The following is an 18,031-nucleotide window of genomic DNA, read 5'->3' as shown; positions in this document are numbered from 1 at the left end:
CAGTGGAGCGGCCGATTCATTTGTTGATGGACCGTGCTTACGAAGGCAACGAAACCCGCCAGTTAGCGCTCGATCTTGGCTTCGTGCCGGTGGTCCCGCCGAAATCCAATCGGGTCGAGCCTTGGGAGTACAACCGGCAGATGTACAAGCGGCGCAACGAAGTGGAGAGACTGTTCCGTCGCTTGAAAGGCTACCGCCGGATTTTCTCGCGCTTCGAGAAGCTGGATGTCATGTTCCTTGGATTCCTCAGCTTCGTCCTAGTCGTTGATGGGCTTCGGATGTGTTAACAGGCCCTAATAACATTGCCCCATCAAATGTCAACGCCATATTATATTTTCCGCACTACAGAAATAACCCACCCATTACGAAAAACAGATTAATGAAAAAATAAAATTCGGCTTAGCCCAGGTGAATATGAACCTAACCCATTCAGTTTTTCCCCGACAGTGAAGTCGCGGCTATAAGTTGCGTGATGCTCATCATCCAATTCGTGCCCCACGATCTGCGCACGCAGCTCGGAAGACACACCCAGGCCTTGCAGCTTTTGGATGAAGGTCTTTCGCAACGAGTGGAACCCGCGCTTGGCCTTAGGCCAATCCTTGCCGATCTCGCCCAGATAGCGGCTAAACGCCTTCGTGATCCAGTTCCCTTGCCCGTTCATCGCGTCTGCTTTGGCGTGCGGGAACAAGCGCTTGTGACCAGCAGCCTTTCGGCTCTCAACCCAGTCCCAAAACCCCAGCGCCAGCAGCTCGGGATGGATGGGCACAGTGCGCAGGCTTACCTCGGTTTTGGCCTTCTGGTGCTCTCCCTCATCTGAAATCCGGATGCAAGGGATGTTGTCCTCGTTGAACACATCCGCCACCAACAACTGCCCAACCTCAGAGGATCTGGCTCCCGTGTAAAGGCCAATGAGCGCTGCCCAGCGGGCATTTGGAGAAAGCCTGGGGAAGTTGACCGGCGAGAAGATTGCCTGGATTTGCTCACGATCAAAAGCCTTAAACCCAAGCTTCCGTCGAGCCCGCCGTTCCCTTGCCGAATAGCTCACATGACCCTTCGCCGGGTTATCGCCTTGGGGGTAGTGACCGGAGGCCATCGCCCAATCGAAGAAGCCTCCCTTCCCGCCCATGTAGCTCTGCTTGTTCGTCAGCGTTGGTGTGGAAGCGCCCTCCTTCCGCATCTGCTGATACCAGCGAGCTAGGTCTGACCGCGTGATCGTATGGATCTTCGTCTTCTCACCCAGGTAGTCCACCAATGCTTGGATGGCCGACTTCTTGATGACATAGGTCTTCGGCAAGGTGCGGCCCTTCAAGGTCGCCAACCACGCATGCCGCGCCTTCCCAAGCGTCATTGGCTCAAGGGTCGAGCCGAGCTTGGAGACATACGCTGCCACGGCCAGTGGCGACGCCGGCAGTGGGATTGGTCGTTCGCCTTCCGAGCGGAGGCCTTCGTGGAGTTCTCGAAACAATCTCACGCCTTTGGTGCTGTCGATTTGCCAACGCTCATACACCGTTCCGTCCAGCATCCTGGTTCGATGCAAGGTCAGGTTGCGGAAGGGTATTGCAGAGGCGGATGCCACCAAGGCGGAAGCGTCTGCCCGACTGCGCTGATCCAATCCGTCGTCCCGCAATCGAGCGAACAGCCGCTCGTAGTGAGATGCCAAGGTGGCCGCTCGCAGTTGCGCCTCTTCCAAAACAGTGGTGTGCAAGGTGCGCTTGATCGCCCGCAAGCCAAGCAGCGGTTGGAGGTCAGCGGGAACCCGCTGCCGAAAGGACCATCGACCGGAGGGCAACGAACGCGACAAATACTGAGGGATACGCATCAACAACGAACCGGCTGCGCACTGCCTTGCCTCCCTTGGAACTCCTGTTGGGCTCCGAAAACGACGACAGCGCGGACCGATCAACCTCTTAAATCGAGTGCGGGGGCAGCACTATCGCCGGAGGCAACTGGTGGTCAAGGTTGCGGCTTCGCTTTGCGCGAGTCGCTGTCAGTAGTCGTGGGCTTGGCCTATCGCCAGACCCTGAGGCGTCGGTCTTGGGGTGCGGCAAGACAAGACGCGGCAGCAAGCTGGACTGCGGGCTGGGCCTCTCAAATAGGACGACCATCTGGCGGCGCGCCCCATACGGTGGCGCCCGATTCCCGCTTACTAAGCTCAGACCTTTTCTAACCGCCGATATGCCGAAGTGACAGCATCTAGTCCGCAGCAACCGTTTTGATGATTTGATGATGAGAATGCAGATCCGGTTCTTGCAAGCCGTGGCCGCCCTCGGGAATGGAAATCAAAACGCCGTCTCTACCCGCCAGCTTGTGACGCATGAAGATTTCCGATGTAAGAAGTAGGCCTCACGGCTGGGCTAAGCCGCGCAGTTGGAATAAATTATCGGGGTAAAAAGTGTCATGAGGCTGGGTGAGGCATACACCACACAAACCTAGCGAGGTAAGGACGGACAACCCAACAACCCACTTGGACTTCAGATTAATATTGAATGACAAATTATTCATACGCTTCTCCTTGGTCTGCGTTTGAGTTGAGTTAAACATAACTTCCTTACCATCGGTGAGAATCGAACCCACCGAACGACTGCTTTTTTCTTCCAGATGAGATTGTTGATACATCAGGTTGATTGAACTGCCGTCCCACCCACTCTCATGACACCTCGCGACTCTCCCTTGCTCTAACTCACGGATTAAGTTGGCCCGCGAGCGGATTCTGCTTAGATGGATTGATTAGGTATCGATCTTAATCCACTTAAGCTTGATTTGTCGAGACATAGCCATCGCGATACGAGACATTTTCAACTTCATCCTAGATGCTTGGAGAACTTTTCATTGGGGCGCTTGGCCTTCCACTCCTTTTTCTCCATCAACATCGAACTTCTCAGTCTTGCAGATTTCCAATGCGATCAATCCATTCATGAATGCCATCTCCTTAACCGGCACGACGCAAGCCGGAGTGCCGGGCCCGCCTTTTTCTTATTGGCGTAGGTTTGACTTTTGCGACAGAGACGTCAGTGCTGCAATCCACCTTAGCAAGCATCACATTTGCATATCCCAGTTCCACCAGCCTTGCATGAACACTTTTCAGGATCACCTTCGCGAAAAATGGCAGGTGAAGATCTGGCTTGTTGGACTGACTAATAACAGCAAAGATGATGGTGTATTTCGCCACATCCCGGATAGAGAACTTCTCACCAACTGGGTCCAAAGGAAGCTGGTGGGTTTTTAAAAGCTCTTCGTTGGCAAGTGAGACATACGGCTCATGCGATCGGAGCAATTCGCCAGACACAAGGCCCTGATTGAACAAATGGGCTAAGACTGCAGAACTTCCATAATGCTTTACATGGATGATTTCGCCGCCACCATAAAGATCAGAAAACTCAACCTTATCGTGAATCCCACCAACACGAAGCATCTTTTTATCCATTAAGCACCACCTGCCAGCGCTTTCGTCCGCAACAGACTCGTTGTAGTGCCCTTCATCCCGATGATTATAAAGAGGCAATGCGTGAGGATACTTGTCGATGTCCTTGAAAGCTCTCTCAATTGCACTTACAAATTCTTTGTCAACTTCAAACCATCGCCCTGCGGAAAGAATGTAAGACTTTCCCTCGTCGTCAATCTCACAGTGAATGCAGCGATACAGCGCCCATCTGTCCACTGTTTTTTCGTCTTCATTAACAGACATCGCGTAATGCTTACGAAGAAACGACAGACTAGGCTCTTCACCAGGATACGCAGCAATCAAAGCCCGAAAGCGCAGATCACTGGATACACCCTCCCCCTTTGAGCTTGTGAATTTAAATCCATCGACTTTTTCCCAATCTACGATGTCGGGAACTGCTAGCCAGCAACCATCGACCACACCATTGTTGTGCCAGGCCTCTTTTACCTTATCGACAAGCATGGCATCTAATTTGGTGGCAACTGTTCCCTTGGGGATCAACTGGCGAACTTGATCGATCCACGGAAAATTGGCTTGGTAGTCTTTGGACTCGAATTTTTTAAGGTAACGCCGCAATAAAGATTTGAGTCCAGGAACTCTGACGTCTGAGGTGACCGTTAAAGCATCAGCGCCAGCCAATCTTCTCCCAAGCCTGAAATCCACGGGGCGACCTACAATGCCGCGAACTAAATCGCGTTCGATGTCGACTCCAAAACTTAACGCTGACGCGGCTTGCGCTGTTTGAACCCTACTATTTTGGTCTTCGACGAATGCCCGCTTATCAATACTTCGCAGGGCATCGGAATTAATTGAGTTGAGCGTTACGATCAATCCAAACCGTTCTTCATAGGCATCCGGGTGGAGCAAAAAGCGACCTTGTCCAAAAGTTAGGGCAAAGAGGCGTTGATCGACTGGAATGATAAAAGCTGCCGAAGAGGACTGGACAGTCCCGAGAAGCTTTTTGTCGATGTAGCTTTCGAACAGCTCAGCCCATTTGGGTGGCTTGGGCTTTGTGTCCTTGACGAACAACTGTCCATATTTTGAAAGCCCATCTTCAATGGCATGCTCTCTTGCACCATCAATGACAGCATCTCTTGCGGTTTTGACAGACTCGCGAAGCAGATAGATCGTAAACGTAGCCAACGCCTCTCCCCCCTGGATGACGCCACAGACTTTGTATCCCAAGGCTCCGCCTCGGCAGTTCAGCCGAGTGTGCCACCACTTTGGCCACATGGAGGGGTAGGAAAAGTCTGACTTTGATGGGCTTTCGTCGTTTTCTCCCCTAGCGGCATGGTGGGCGCACCGTTCTTGATCCATCTCGAGGTATCATCGGAGGTATCAAATCAGGCTCAGCTGGAAGACCCGAAATGCTTTAGGGTCAATGGCTTGCGTAAGGGCGTCTTCAGGCTCCGCCCACCTCCACCAAACAACGGTCCTAAGACGACCGACTGAGGCCGGAGCTCTCGATGCAGAGGGTTCCCGGCCTTTTTCATGGGCGCTGCAAAGTCGTCGGATCGACGGCCCATCCGATGAAGCGCCGCGCCCTTCGCTGCGTATTGCGTCAGATAGTGACGTGGCCCGTCTGTTCGGAGGCCATGGTCGGCGCGACCGCGATCTGTGGCGAGTTCGCCTCCACGGGCAAGGCATCGCCGCGCAATCGGTCGAAAAGCTGCAGTAATTCGGTGGCTTCTTGCTGCAGCAGGACCAGGGCGCTCTTGTTGGGCTTTTCCATCTCACGCTCCTCTGGAGACACTCCCCAGCATCTGATGCAGTGAGAGCAAACCTCGTGCCAGCGTTGTGGCTGCAGGTATCCGTGAGCTGTAGTTGCACCACACAGAATCCGTGACATAAGCGCGGCGCGCCGAGCACCAGCACAATCGATGGGCACCAGCATCCAACGAGTGACCAAGACGTGTGGGCGGCGCCAACATGCCACGCGACATCGACGCACCGTTCTCGGCACGCGCCTCACTGTCACTACCGGAATTCTGAACGAACGGCCAAACGAGGTGAAGCGTAGGCACGCGCTTTGCATCAGCCTCTACCAGACGATCAGTGTTGGGGAACACGGTGTTGACCAAAAAAGCAAAACGCCATGCCGCCGGGGCTTTACTGCTCGGCGGGGTGATCTTCGTGCTGATCGGTGTGGGCGGTTATTTCACCACGCAGCGTTCGCTCTCCGACGCAGGCTGGGTGACGCATACGCAGGAAGTAATCGCCGCCATCGATGAAATCCAGGCCGGCATGCTGTCGGCGGAGTCGTCTGTGCGTGGCTATGTGCTGACCGATAACGAGGCATTTCTGGGCGTGTATGCCGATGCGATCGGACGCCTGCCCGAACGCATCGTGCGCCTGGAAGCGCTGGTACAGGACAACGTGGCGCAGGAGCGCAATGTCGTGCTGCTGCGGCGGTTGATGGACACGCGCCTGGTGCAGATCAACGACCTGTTGCACAGCTACCGCGCAAGCGGTCTGAATGGCGCGCGCGCATCGATTGCGCGCGGGGTGTTCCAGACCTCCTCCACGCTGCGTCGCCAGGTGCAAACCATGACCGAGCTGGAACGCCGCCAGTTGGTGACGCGTACCGAGACCAACCAGACCAGCGCGCAGTGGGTGCTGCGTAGCACCGTGATCGGCATCATCAGCGGGCTATTAGTGATGTTGCTTGCCTACCGCCTGCTGTCGCGCGAGCTGGAACGGCGCATCCGTGCCGAAGACGAGGCCAGCAGCACCAGCGAGCGGCTGGCGGAGTCGTTCGCTGCACTCGAACGCACCTCTGCCGGGCTGGAGGCGCTGTCGCGCTATTCGGGGCTACTGCAGAACTGTCGCGATGCCGAAGAAGCGCTGGAAATCACTGCACGGACGATCGCACCGTTGCTCCCGGGTGCTTCCGGCGCGGTCTACCTGCTGCGCGCCTCACGCGATCGCGCCGAGCCGGTGGTCACCTGGGGCGCGATGGCCGACGACGACAGTGCCAGCATTGCGCCGCACGACTGTTGGGCGCTGCGTCGCGATCGCACGCATGTGGTGGAAGACATCAGTCTGGGCATGGTCTGCCAACATGCCGGCGCCAATCTTCCGGCGCATGCGAGCACGGTCTGCATTCCGTTGTCGGCGCAGGGCACGCAATTGGGCATGCTGGCGTTGCGCAGCGAGGATCCGCGCGAACTGACCTCGTTGACCGTGGCCGAAGCGGCCGCAGAACAACTGTCGCTGGCGCTGCACAACCTGCGTTTGCGCGAGACGCTGCGTCAGCAATCCATCCGCGATCCGTTGACCGGTCTGTACAACCGCCGCTATCTGGAAGAGGCGCTCAACCACGAACTGGCGCGCTGCACGCGTCGGGCGCTGCCGTTGTCGGTGTTGATGCTGGACGTGGACCATTTCAAACAGTTCAACGATCTGCATGGGCACAGTGGTGGCGATCGCGTGCTGGCGGCGATTGGCGAATTCCTGCTGACGCAGATGCGCGGCGAAGACATCTGCTGCCGCTATGGTGGCGAAGAATTGACCATCATCCTGCCGGAAGTGGATCTCTCCACCGCCAGCAAGATGGCCGAGAAGTTGCGTGTGGGCATCGAGGCCTTGCAGGTCATGGCCGACGGGGTATCGCTACCCAAGATCACCGCATCGTTTGGTGCAGCCAGCTTCCCCGAGCATGCGGGCAATGCAACGCAGCTGCTGCGGCGTGCGGACGAGGCGCTGTACCGGGCCAAACAGGCTGGGCGCAATCAGGTGGTGAGCGCGGGCGCTTCGACTGCCGCATTGTAATCGTCGATCAGCTGCAACAAGGCGCACTGTCGCCAGGAATGCGATCTGCAGATGCCGCCTCGCGGTCGGGTCGCGCCCACCTGACTGCCGCACCCTCGTATTGCCAATCATGCAGAGCAAGACTCAAACGCAGGCCTGCCCGTCTTCGTCGGTTGGAATCAGGCCGGCGCCGGCAAGCATTGCATCGACGCGGGTCCGCACATAGGCAGCCTCTTCGGGCTCGACGCTGCTCAGCAGGGCTTCGGCGCGCGCCTGGAAATCGAGATAGTCGAAATCCGCATCTTCATCGGCCGACAGCTGCGGCAATGCATCCTGCAACGCATCCAGGCGCGTCTCGAGTTCTTCGCGGGTAGGCATGGCAGACTCCAATGGCAGAGCGGACACGGTTGCGGCAAGGCCGTCAACAAGGTGCGAAGTCCTGCCCTGCAATGCTTCATCTTCCTACCCGATGCAGCGGCACTGCACGCTCAATTTCCACAGTGCGCAGCCGATAATGATGCCGACTCCTATAGAACCTTCCCTGTGATCCTCCACCTGCGGCGGGATTTCCGCCTCGGCATCGTCAAGATGCTTGGGCCAATTACCGCGCTGTTGCTCTGCCTCTATGCGGTGTACCTGGCCATGACCGGTCAGGTCGTCGCCTGCCTGATCACCGCAACGCTCGGTGTGCTTGCGGTATGGCGCGGCTGGCAGATGCGCAGTGCCGACCGCACCGGTGTGGGCGGGGTGTGGCTGGCATCGATCAATGTGAGCGGGTGCCTGGTGGCGTGCTGGACCGGCGGCGATGGCGCGCTGCCCTGGCTGTTTCCGGTGCTGGCGACCAATTATTTTCTATGCGGGCCGCAACGTGCGGTGCTGCTCAGCCTGCCGCTGTTGGCGGCACTGTTGTTGTTGCCCGGTTTGATCGTCAGCCCTGGTCAAGGCGTGTCGACGGTCGTGGTGACCTTGGTGACGCTGACGGTGGGGTATGCGTTTTCGCTGCGCATGCAGGACGACCGCGTGCATCTGGAAGAGCTGGCCTCGCTGGATGCGCTCACTGGTTTGCCCAACCGACGCATGCTCGAACGTGCGCTCACCCATCAGATCGATCAGCGGCAACCGCATGATCGGCTCAACAGCCTGATCATCCTGGACCTGGATCATTTCAAGGAGGTCAACGATCTGTACGGGCATGCCGCAGGCGATGCCGCACTCTCGGATCTGGCCACCATCCTGCGCTACGAGGTACGCGATCCACATCAGGTGTTCCGCTTCGGCGGCGAAGAATTCGTGGTGTTGTTGCGCGCCGGCTCGCTGCAGGAACTGGAAGCGGCGACCGAGCGCCTGCGCAAGGTCATTCGCAATGGCCTGCGCGGCCCGGGCGGACGTATCACGGTGTCGCTGGGTGCGGCCCGCCACGATGGCGAGACGCATTGGCAGGACTGGTTTTCACGCGCCGATGCGGCGCTGTATCTGGCCAAGAACGGCGGCCGCGATAGCGTGCGGGTTGCCGACTGACCCACCGGTTGCGGGGCGACACCTTGGCCGCCCCGCATGCCTGCTTCAACGATTGACCACAGCCACCGGTACCGCAGGTGCTTCACCCTGCTTCCAGCCGCCCAGCGCTTTGTAGACCCCGACCACACCAACATTCACCGCCGCTTCGGCCTGTGCCAACGCATCGTCTGCGGCCAGTTGGGTGCGTTGTGCATCCAGCAGCGTGAGGAAGTCTTCCGAACCCTCGCGGTAGCGGATCTGCGCCAACTGTTCGGCACGCCGTGCGGCATTGGCCTGCTCCACCACGATCGCCAGACGCGCCTGCTGGCGGCCGTAGCCGATCAGTGCGTTCTCGGTGTCTTCCAACGCCAGCAACACGGCCTGCTGGTATTGCGCCAGCGCGCCTTCGGCCTGCGCCTTGCTGGCACGCAGGCGTGCACGCACGGTGCCGAAGTCGAACGCTGCCCAGCTGATCGACGGGGTGATCGACCAGGCCTTGCCGCTGCCCTCGGTCAGCCTGGCCGCATCGCCGGACAGGAAACCGACAAAGCCGCTCACGCTGATGCGCGGGAACAGGTCAGCAGTCGCAACGCCAACCTGCGCGGTGGCTGCCGCCAGGCGACGTTCTGCACTGCGCACGTCCGGTCGCTGACGCAGCAGCCCGGCGGTGTCGCCCAGCGGCAACGCACGTGCGAACGCGGGCGTGGTGCGCGGTACCAGGGTGGCATCCAGCGCGTCCGGCGCCTGGCCGAGCAACACGGCCAGACGGTGACGGTATTGCGCCTCGGCGGTTTCCAGCAACGGAATATCCGCCTCGATCGCCTTCAGTCGCGCCAGGCTGCTCTGCACTTCCAGCTCGCTGCCGGCGCCCAGGTCCCAACGCGTCTGCGTCAGTTTCTGGGTGTCGTGCAGGTTGGTCAGCGTGCGCTTGGAGACATCCAGCTGCTTCTGCGTGCCACGCAACTCGAAATAGTTGCGCGCCACTTCGGCTGCGACCGTGACCTGCACGTCGAGCAAACCGGCTTGCTCGGCTTCCAGATCGGCACGCGCCGCTTCCGACGCACGCCGCTGACGACCGAACAGATCCAGCTCCCAGGCCGCATCCAGACCCAGGGTGGTCTGTTCAGTGAGGAAACGCTGATTGCCGGCAATCACCTGCTGTTGTTCGCGCCGATCGAAGCTGCCCTGCGCAGTGATGTGCGGGGCCTGGTCCAGACGACGTTCGACGAACACCGCACGCGCCTGCTTGACGCGCGAGACGGCGATGCGCAGATCGTGGTTGGCAAACAAGCCATCGCGCACCAGTTGCTCCAGCACCGGGTCGTCGAACTGCGACCACCAGTTGCCGACCGGCGACTCGGCACTGTAGGCCGCGTCCTGCGCGCCCTGCAGCGTCACCGCAGCGGGCGGGTCGGGCCGGTAATCCGGGCCGACCGCACAACCGCTGAGCACCAGCGCGGCCAGTGCCACGCTCAAGAATGTCCTTACCATGGCAACACTTCTCCGAGATGCGTAAAGCTGCCGGTGGCGCCGTGCGCGTCGAGCAATGCCATCTGCACGCTGCTGTGCGCGCCCTGCTCCACCTCGATCTCGCCGCCGCCACCGTTCATGTCGGTTTTGACGTAGCCCGGATGCACGGTGTTGACCTTGATGGCGGTGTCGCGCAACTCATGGGCCAGATGCACCGTCCAGCTGTTGACCGCACTCTTGGAGGCATCGTAGGCGGGAATCTTGAAGTCGTAGATCGGCGAACCGGGCTGGGTATGCAGGGTCAGCGAGCCGAGCATGCTGGACACATTGACGATGCGCCCGGCCAGCGAGCGACGCAGCAGCGGCAGGAATGCCTTGGTGACGCTGACGACCGCGAACAGGTTGGTGTCGAAGGTGCGCTTCCACACCTCCAGGCTCTGCTGCGACGGCGTGCGCTGCATGTCCTCGATCATGATGCCGGCGTTGTTGATCAGGATGTCCAGGTGGCCATGACGCTGTTCTACCGTGCCGACCGCCGCGGCGATGCTGATGTCGTCATCGACGTCGAGCTGGATGGCTTCCACCGGCAGGCCTTCGGCCTGCAGCTTGAGTGCGGCGGCGACCGCGTCATCGCGCTTGCGGCCGGCCAGCAGCGTGTGCACGCCGGCCTGGGCCAATTGCCGAACGGTTTCCAGGCCGATGCCGCGGGTGGCACCGGTGACCAATGCAATTTTGCTGTTGCTCATTTCAAAATCCTTCGAATGGATGGAATGCACCGCGGCGCTTACGCCTTGACGGGTTCATGCGAGACGGCAGCCGGCGCGGCGGGTTGTTCGCCACGGGTCACCCACTTGCGCAGGGCCACGTAGAACACCGGGGTCAGGAACAGGCCGAACAAGGTCACACCGAGCATGCCGGCGAACACGGTGATGCCGGTGACCGAGCGCACTTCGGCGCCAGCGCCATGGCCGAACACCAGCGGCACGGTGCCGGCGATGAAGGCGATGGAGGTCATCACGATCGGGCGCAGACGCAGGCGGCAGGCTTCCAGCGCGGCTTCGACGATGCCCTTGCCGTGCATTTCGAGTTCGCGGGCGAACTCCACGATCAGGATCGCGTTCTTGCACGCCAGGCCCATCAGCACTACCAGACCCACCTGCACGAACACGTTGTTGTCGCCGCCGGTGAGCCACACGCCGAACAAAGCGGACAGCAAGGTCATCGGCACGATCAGGATCACCGCCAGCGGCAAGGTCCAGCTTTCGTACAAGGCGGCCAGCACCAGGAACGCCAGCAACACCGCCATCGGGAACACGATCAACGCCGAGTTGCCCTGGATGGATTGCTGATAGCTCAGATCGGTCCACTCGATGTTCATGCCGTTGGGCAACACTTTCGACGCCATGCCGGCCAGCGTCTGCATCGCCTGTGTGGACGAGAGCACGCGCGGATCAGCTTCGCCGATCAGATCGGCGGCCGGATAGCCGTTGTAGCGGATCACCGGGTCCGGGCCATAGGTCTGGCCCAGCGTGACCATGCTGCCGATCGGCACCATCTGCCCGCGATCGTTGCGGGTGCGCAGGTTGGCGATGTCTTCGACACTGTCGCGGAACTGTCCATCGGCCTGGGCGATCACCTGGTAGGTGCGACCGAAGCGATTGAAGTCGTTGATGTACGACGAACCCAGATAAGTCTGCAGCGTGTCGAACAGATTGGTCAGCGGCACGCCCTGCGCCTTGGCCTTGTCGCGATCGACCTTGGCGTCGAGCTGCGGCACGTTGGCCTGATACGTGCCGATCGGGAACTGCATGCCCGGCGTTTGCGAGATCGCACCGGACATCGCATTGACCGCACTCTGCAACTGGCCATAGCCCAGACCGGCACGGTCCTGGATATACAGCGAGTAGCCCGAGCCCTGCCCCAGACCCAGAATCGGCGGCGGCATGAACGCAAACGCAAAGCCCTGCTGGATCTGGCTGATGCGTGCGTTGATCTCCGCATTGATCTGCTCGGCCGTGCGGCTGCGCTGGCTAAACGGCTTGAGGGTGAGGAACACCGTGCCGGTGTTAGGCGTGTTGGTGAACTGCAGCGGATTCAGACCCGGGAACGCGATCGCGTGGTCCACGCCTTCGGTCTGCAGCGCGATCTGGGTGATCTGACGGATCACCTCGTTGGTGCGCTCCAGCGAGGCGCCTTCCGGCAGTTTGGTACCGGCAATCAGATACAGCTTGTCCTGGGTCGGAATAAAGCCACCCGGCACCACCTTGAACATGAAACCGGTGGCCACCAGCAGCAGCAGATACACCATGAACACCGCACCGCGCTTGCCCAGCGCACGCGACACCGCGCCCTGATACTTGTTCGAGCTGGTGTTGAAGAAGCGATTGAACGGACGGAACAACCAGCCGAACAAGCGATCGATCAACCGCGACGGGCCATCCTTCGGTGCGTCATGCGGCTTGAGCAGCATGGCGGCCAGTGCCGGCGACAAGGTCAGCGAATTGATCGCCGAAATCACCGTGGAAATGGCGATGGTCACCGCGAACTGCTTGTAGAACTGGCCGGTCACGCCCGACAGGAACGCCATCGGCACGAACACCGCGCACAGCACCAGCGCGATGGCGATGATCGGCCCGGACACCTCGCGCATCGCCTGATGCGCAGCAGCCAACGGGGCCAGCCCTTCTTCGATGTTGCGCTCGACGTTTTCCACCACCACGATCGCATCGTCGACCACGATGCCAATCGCCAGCACCAGCCCGAACAGGCTCAGTGTGTTGATCGAAAAACCCAGCAGATACAGTGCGGCAAACGTACCGACCACCGACACCGGCACTGCCAGCAACGGGATGATCGAAGCACGCCAGGTCTGCAGGAACAGGATCACCACCAGCACCACCAGCAGCACCGCCTCCAGCAGCGTGTGCACCACCGCGCTGATCGAGTCGCGCACGAACACGGTCGGGTCGTACGCAGCCGACCACGCCATGTCCTGCGGGAACTGCTTTTCCAGCTCCGCCATCTTGGCGCGCACCGCATCGGACAATTCGATCGCGTTGGCACCCGGCGACTGGAACACGCCCATGCCCACAGCGTTCTGGTTGTCCAGCTGCGAGCGCAAGGTGTAGTTGCCGGCGCCCAGCTCCAGACGTGCCACATCCGACAGGCGCACGATCTCGCCGCTGTTGCCGCTGCGGATCACGATGTTGCCGAACTCTTCTTCGGTGGTGAGGCGGCCCTGCGCGTTGATCGACAGCAGAAAATCGCTCTTGTTGGGCATCGGCTCGGCACCGAGCTGACCGGCGGAGACCTGCACGTTCTGCTCGCGGATCGCGGCGACCACATCGCTGGCGGTGAGCCCGCGCGCGGCAACCTTGTCCGGGTCCAGCCAGATGCGCATGGCGTAATCGCCTGCACCGAAGATCTGGATCTGGCCCACACCCGGCAGGCGCGACAACTCGTCCTTGACCTTCAGCAACGCGTAGTTGCTCAGGTACAACGAGTTGTACTTGCCTTTGGGCGAGGTCAGATGCACAACCATGGTCAGCGTCGGCGATTGCTTCTGCGTGGTCACGCCCTGGCGCCGCACGTCCTCGGGCAGACGCGCCTGCGCCTGGCTGACGCGGTTCTGCACCTGCACTTGCGCCTGGTCCGGATCGGTACCCGGCTTGAAGGTCACGGTGACCACCAGCACGCCATCGGAGCCGGCGACCGACTTCATGTACATCATGTCTTCCACGCCGTTGATGGCTTCCTCAAGCGGCGTGGCGACGGTCTCGGCAATGACCTTGGGATTGGCGCCCGGATACACCGCACGCACCTGCACGCTCGGCGGCACCACTTCCGGGTACTCGCTGATGGGCAGCAGCGGCATGGCGATCAGGCCGGCAGCGAAGATGATGATCGACAGCACCGCGGCAAAGATCGGCCGGTCGATGAAAAAACGGGAAAAGTCCATTGGGGTGGTCCTGAAAGAGGTTGCCGCCGGGTGGCGGCGCGGCACAGCGGCCCCGAACCGGCCTTGTTTCAAGGCCGGTGGTCACGGGCGCGATGCAGCGATGAATCAGTTCGAGGCGGTGCGCTTGTCCGGTGCCGTGGCCATGGCCACGGTCTTGGCATCGACCGGCATGCCAGGCATGAAGATCTTCTGCACGCCATCGACCACCACGCGGTCGCCGGCGGCCAGTCCCTTGCGCACGATGCGCAGGCCGTCTGCATTGCGGCCCAGCTCGATGTCGCGCCGTTGCGCCTTGCCGTCCTTGTCGACCACATACACGTACTTGCGGTCCTGGTCGGTCAGCACGGCTTTTTCGTCGACCAGCATGGCCTTGAACTGGCCGCTACCCAGCAGTTGCACGTGGGCATACAGGCCCGGCGTGAACTGCCGCTGCGCGTTGTCCAGCACCGCGCGCACGCGGATGGTGCCGGTGCTGCGGGTGACCTGGTTATCCAGGAAATCCACGCGCCCGGCATGCGGGAACCCCTGCTCGCCGACCAGGCCGATGCGCACCGGCAACTCGCCGCCACGCGCGTCCGGACGCTCGCCATCGCGGGTCATCTGCGAGTAGCGCAGGAAGGTGCCTTCGTCGGCATCGAAGTAGACGAACATCTTGTCCAGCGACACCAACGTGGTCAGCACGCTGGCACTGTCGCTGGCCGTGACCAGGTTGCCGGCGGTGACCATCGCACGCCCGGCGCGGCCGTCGATCGGTGCGCGCACGCGGGTCCAGTCCAGGTTGAGCTTGGCGGTATCCACTGCGGCCTGCGCGGCCAGCACCTCTGCATCGGCCTGGTCGCCAGCGGCGCGGCGCTGCTCCCAGGTTTCGGTCGAAATGGCCTGCTGCTCGGACAACTTGCGCGCACGTGCCGCTTCGCTGCGGGCCAGGTTGGCCTGCGTGCGTGCACGCACCAGCGCCGCGTTGGCGCGCGCAAATTCAGCACGGTAGCTGCGGTCGTCGATGCTGAAGAGCACATCGCCCTTCTTCACTTCGGCGCCTTCGACGTAGTTGACCTTGTCGATGTAGCCGGACACGCGCGGGCGCAGCTCGACGCTTTCCACCGGCTCGATGCGGCCACTGAATTCGTCCCACTGGCTGATCTCCTTCAGCAACACCGGGGCGACGCTGACGCTGGGCGGCGGCGGCGCGCCGGTCTCGGCAGCCTTGCTGCCGCAACCGGCCAGCACAACCGCGAGTACGGCGCCCGTCAATACAGTACGCAAGGGAAAACGGAACGGGGTGGCGTTCGGGGTCATGGGGAAATCTCTCGGGTGGGGATGGGAAAATGCAGACCGGCAAGCCGGTCGGCCGATGGAGCGGCCTGCAAGCGACGGCTGACGGTCACGATGGCTTGCCCGGGCTGGCCAGGCCCGGCGATCAGCGAGACTGCGGCGCGACCGACATCCACGGCGCGGATCCACTCCGGACACGCATCCTTGGCGCGGCCGGGCGTACACACCGGTTGCTCGATCGACAATAGGTGGACACGCACGCCGAGCGGTTTGGCTTCTTCGTGCAGCACCTGGGCGAGCATGCGGGTGGCCGCAGCGGCAATGGAAATGTCGCCATGCGCGGCCCAGGCACGCAGCGGGCTGCCGAGCAACAGATAGCGGCCGCCGCCATCGGCCTCGCTCAGCAGCGGCAACAGATGACGGGCAGCAGCCAGATGTGGCAATACGTCGCGCTCCAGGCGGCGACGCAACGCGGTGACCGGGCGGTCCAGCAAGCGGCCGGCCTTGAGCGGGCTGCCCAGGCTGGCGATCACTGCCGCCAATGGACGTGGGCGTTGCGCCAGTTCGGTCGCCAGCGCTTGCGCGGAGGTGTCGTCGGCCACCGAGCCTTGCAGGGTGTCCAACAGAGGAGAGTTGCCGTGCTCCGCGCGTAGCGCATCGAGCTTGGCAGCATCGCGTCCAATCACAAGCACCCGCATGCCGGCATCGAGCAGCGCGGCGACAATACCGGCGCCCACATTGCCCGCGCCACCGATGACAGCCGTCTCGGATTGAACCATCCCAGTCATGGGACTTTCACTCCCGACATCGGGACAATTCCGCTCAGCATCCAGCGCGCGGGCAGTCCAGTCCGTTTGGCCGGCGCACCGCCGGCCTGACGCTTCGGCGACGCTGCAAACGTACGTGAAACACCGGCACGCGGGCTTTTCGCCGACGAAATCACTGGATCGAAGGCACCTTCAATCGCGTTGCGTGAGGTGGAGGAGAAACCGAAAACGTCGCACAACCACATGGCCGTGCTCCTGCATGGAGGGGGTGACGTACAAGTTAGGCCTCAAAGCAGGACTTGATTAGTCCTGATTTAGGGGAATAATCGTCCCGTAAGCGGTCCAATCCTCCTGCCCCCCCGAAGGCACCCCCATGATCCACGATCTCAACGACACCCTGATCTTCGTCAAGGTGGTCGAGCAAGGTAGTTTCATCGCCGCCGCCAACGCGCTCGGTCTGCCCAAGACCACCGTCAGTCGCAAGGTGCAGGAACTCGAAACCCGGCTCGGCGCGCGCCTGCTGCATCGGACCACGCGCCGGATCGGCCTGACCGAAGCCGGCTCGGTCTATCACGAACATTGCCAACGCATCGCCCGCGAACTGGAAGAAGCCGAAAGCGCAGTCGGGCAATTGCAGTCAGGCCCGCGCGGTTGGTTGCGCTTTACCGTGCCCTACTCGCTGGGCATCACCTGGATCGCACCGTTGCTGGGCGAATTCCATGCGCAATATCCGGAGATACAGCTGGACATGCACCTGGGCAACGAGAAGCTGGACCTGATCGGCGGCGAAGCCGATCTGGCGCTGCGTGTCGGTGCGCTGCCGGATTCAAATCTGGTCGCACGCAAACTCGGCAGCCTGCGCACGCAGGTCTTCGCCAGCCCGTCCTATATCGAACGCTATGGCGAACCGCTGCATCCGGACGAGCTGCAGTTCCATCGCACGCTGGCACTGCGCAAGAACCGCAACGTGCACAACAATCGCTTTTTCTGGTCGCTCAGTGATGGCAGCGACGTGCGCGACTTCCCGGTCAATCCGCTGATGGTGGCCAACGATCCCGCCGCGCTCAACGGTGCAGTACTCTGCGGCGAAGGCCTGCTATTGACTGGCGACGTGATGGCCAAACCGTTCGTGCAATCGGGCCTGGTACGCCGCGTGCTCGCTGGTTGGACAGGCCCGGAGGTCGACTTCAACGCAGTGTTTGCTGGCGGCCGTTTGGTCTCGCCGAAAGTGCGCGCCTTTGTGGACTTTTTGGTCACCCGGATGAACTTCGACGCCGACTACATGATGGCGCAGTGCCCGGCACGTCTGGCAGCGCAGAAAGCAGACAACGATGCGAAAGTGGAGGTGGTCACAGAGGCGAAATTGCGCGCCGAAGGCAAGCGCATCCTGGAAAACGTCACCGCGTAATGCCGAATCAAACAGCCGCCAAACGGGGTAACCCTTCTCCCTCCGGGAGAAGGTGCCCGAAGGGCGGATGAGGGTACGGTTGCACGTTTGGATGCAGTCAACATTTAGGTCAAAAGCCTAGCTACAGGTCAAAAGCCGAGTTAGTCGAGGGCGCGGTGCCCTCACCGCTCGCGGGACACGCCGCAAGTACGTCCGTGTAGGCTCGGTGGCGGCATCCATGCCGCCACACGGTCCCGCAATCGGTGAGGACACCGCACCAGAGAGTTAGTCGGTTGCTTTCTTAAAAGCTTGTTGGTGCTCGGCTTGCGTTGGAAAGCTGACCGAACTCACCGTTATCCGAACAATATGCATCGTGCATTGCTTGCACCATGCACACCGACACTCTCGACTGGTCCTTGCCCGCCCACCGTCGCGGGACCTTACGCGGCATGGATGCCGCGTAAGAGCCTACATGGACGTACTTGCGG

The 18,031-nt window shown here is 61.0% G+C and carries 16 protein-coding genes; 4 read left to right on the top strand and 12 right to left on the bottom strand.

Translation table 11 applies throughout. The annotated features are described in order from the left end of the window. On the top strand, nt 1-287 hold a 287-nt coding region (locus tag ABS769_RS20500; protein WP_317063009.1), incomplete at its 5' end, for a transposase. Between the two features lie 89 nt (nt 288-376). Here ABS769_RS20500 and ABS769_RS20495 read toward each other — a convergent pair. The 5 genes from ABS769_RS20495 to ABS769_RS20475 all read right to left on the bottom strand — a co-directional run bounded on the left by ABS769_RS20495 (nt 377) and on the right by ABS769_RS20475 (nt 5,174). Beyond that, nucleotides 377-1,819 carry a DUF6538 domain-containing protein gene (locus ABS769_RS20495; protein WP_317063057.1) on the bottom strand — a complete coding sequence of 481 codons (1,443 nt, stop codon included), beginning with the start codon at nt 1,817-1,819 and terminating at the stop codon, nt 377-379. A gap of 374 nt (nt 1,820-2,193) precedes the next feature. Beyond that, nucleotides 2,194-2,316, bottom strand: a complete 123-nt coding sequence (locus ABS769_RS20490) for a hypothetical protein (protein ID WP_317063056.1) — start codon at nt 2,314-2,316, stop codon at nt 2,194-2,196. 27 nt (nt 2,317-2,343) lie between these two features. Then, nucleotides 2,344-2,616 carry a hypothetical protein gene (locus ABS769_RS20485; RefSeq protein ID WP_317063055.1) on the bottom strand — a complete coding sequence of 91 codons (273 nt, stop codon included), beginning with the start codon at nt 2,614-2,616 and terminating at the stop codon, nt 2,344-2,346. Nucleotides 2,617-2,929: 313 nt separating this feature from the next. Further along, nucleotides 2,930-4,627, bottom strand: coding sequence for a DUF6119 family protein (locus ABS769_RS20480; protein ID WP_317063054.1), 1,698 nt, complete (start codon nt 4,625-4,627; stop codon nt 2,930-2,932). Nucleotides 4,628-5,003: 376 nt separating this feature from the next. Beyond that, nucleotides 5,004-5,174, bottom strand: coding sequence for a hypothetical protein (locus ABS769_RS20475; RefSeq protein ID WP_350498267.1), 171 nt, complete (start codon nt 5,172-5,174; stop codon nt 5,004-5,006). Nucleotides 5,175-5,512: 338 nt separating this feature from the next. Between ABS769_RS20475 and ABS769_RS20470 the strand changes: the two genes are divergently transcribed. Continuing rightward, complete coding sequence (locus tag ABS769_RS20470; protein ID WP_317063052.1) at nt 5,513-7,213, top strand: sensor domain-containing diguanylate cyclase; 1,701 nt, start codon at nt 5,513-5,515, stop codon at nt 7,211-7,213. Nucleotides 7,214-7,336: 123 nt separating this feature from the next. Here the strand turns inward: ABS769_RS20470 and ABS769_RS20465 are convergent, their stop codons facing one another. Continuing rightward, nucleotides 7,337-7,642: a hypothetical protein gene (locus ABS769_RS20465; RefSeq protein WP_115036604.1), complete on the bottom strand. Its 306-nt coding sequence runs from the start codon at nt 7,640-7,642 to the stop codon at nt 7,337-7,339. Between the two features lie 93 nt (nt 7,643-7,735). Here ABS769_RS20465 and ABS769_RS20460 point away from each other — a divergent pair, with 93 nt between their 5' ends. Further along, complete coding sequence (locus ABS769_RS20460; protein WP_023903522.1) at nt 7,736-8,710, top strand: GGDEF domain-containing protein; 975 nt, start codon at nt 7,736-7,738, stop codon at nt 8,708-8,710. Nucleotides 8,711-8,755: 45 nt separating this feature from the next. Here the strand turns inward: ABS769_RS20460 and ABS769_RS20455 are convergent, their stop codons facing one another. The 6 genes from ABS769_RS20455 to ABS769_RS20430 all read right to left on the bottom strand — a co-directional run bounded on the left by ABS769_RS20455 (nt 8,756) and on the right by ABS769_RS20430 (nt 16,401). Next, entirely contained in the window at nt 8,756-10,180 is a 1,425-nt protein-coding gene (locus ABS769_RS20455; protein ID WP_023903521.1) for an efflux transporter outer membrane subunit, read from the bottom strand. Beyond that, a complete protein-coding gene (locus tag ABS769_RS20450; RefSeq protein ID WP_350498266.1) occupies nt 10,174-10,905 on the bottom strand; it encodes an SDR family oxidoreductase in 732 nt (243 codons plus the stop codon). The genes ABS769_RS20455 and ABS769_RS20450 overlap by 7 nt, the downstream gene beginning before the upstream one ends. A 38-nt stretch (nt 10,906-10,943) precedes the next feature. After that, entirely contained in the window at nt 10,944-14,117 is a 3,174-nt protein-coding gene (locus tag ABS769_RS20445) for an efflux RND transporter permease subunit (protein ID WP_317063050.1), read from the bottom strand. Nucleotides 14,118-14,222: 105 nt separating this feature from the next. Then, nucleotides 14,223-15,413: an efflux RND transporter periplasmic adaptor subunit gene (locus ABS769_RS20440; RefSeq protein ID WP_317063049.1), complete on the bottom strand. Its 1,191-nt coding sequence runs from the start codon at nt 15,411-15,413 to the stop codon at nt 14,223-14,225. Then, nucleotides 15,410-16,177: an SDR family NAD(P)-dependent oxidoreductase gene (locus tag ABS769_RS20435; RefSeq protein ID WP_317063048.1), complete on the bottom strand. Its 768-nt coding sequence runs from the start codon at nt 16,175-16,177 to the stop codon at nt 15,410-15,412. Before ABS769_RS20435 ends, ABS769_RS20440 begins: the two co-directional genes overlap by 4 nt. Beyond that, complete coding sequence (locus ABS769_RS20430) at nt 16,174-16,401, bottom strand: hypothetical protein (protein WP_317063047.1); 228 nt, start codon at nt 16,399-16,401, stop codon at nt 16,174-16,176. The genes ABS769_RS20435 and ABS769_RS20430 overlap by 4 nt, the downstream gene beginning before the upstream one ends. A gap of 128 nt (nt 16,402-16,529) precedes the next feature. On the opposite strand from ABS769_RS20430, the gene ABS769_RS20425 reads away from it, so the two are divergent. Beyond that, nucleotides 16,530-17,564 carry a LysR family transcriptional regulator gene (locus ABS769_RS20425; RefSeq protein ID WP_023903516.1) on the top strand — a complete coding sequence of 345 codons (1,035 nt, stop codon included), beginning with the start codon at nt 16,530-16,532 and terminating at the stop codon, nt 17,562-17,564. Nucleotides 17,565-18,031 lie beyond the last annotated feature (467 nt).

Origin of the sequence: Xanthomonas hortorum (assembly GCF_040279205.1) — a bacterium.
GTDB lineage: Bacteria > Pseudomonadota > Gammaproteobacteria > Xanthomonadales > Xanthomonadaceae > Xanthomonas > Xanthomonas hortorum_F.
Note: the sequence above shows the minus strand (reverse complement) of the source record. Positions and strands in the feature narration are given on the sequence as shown.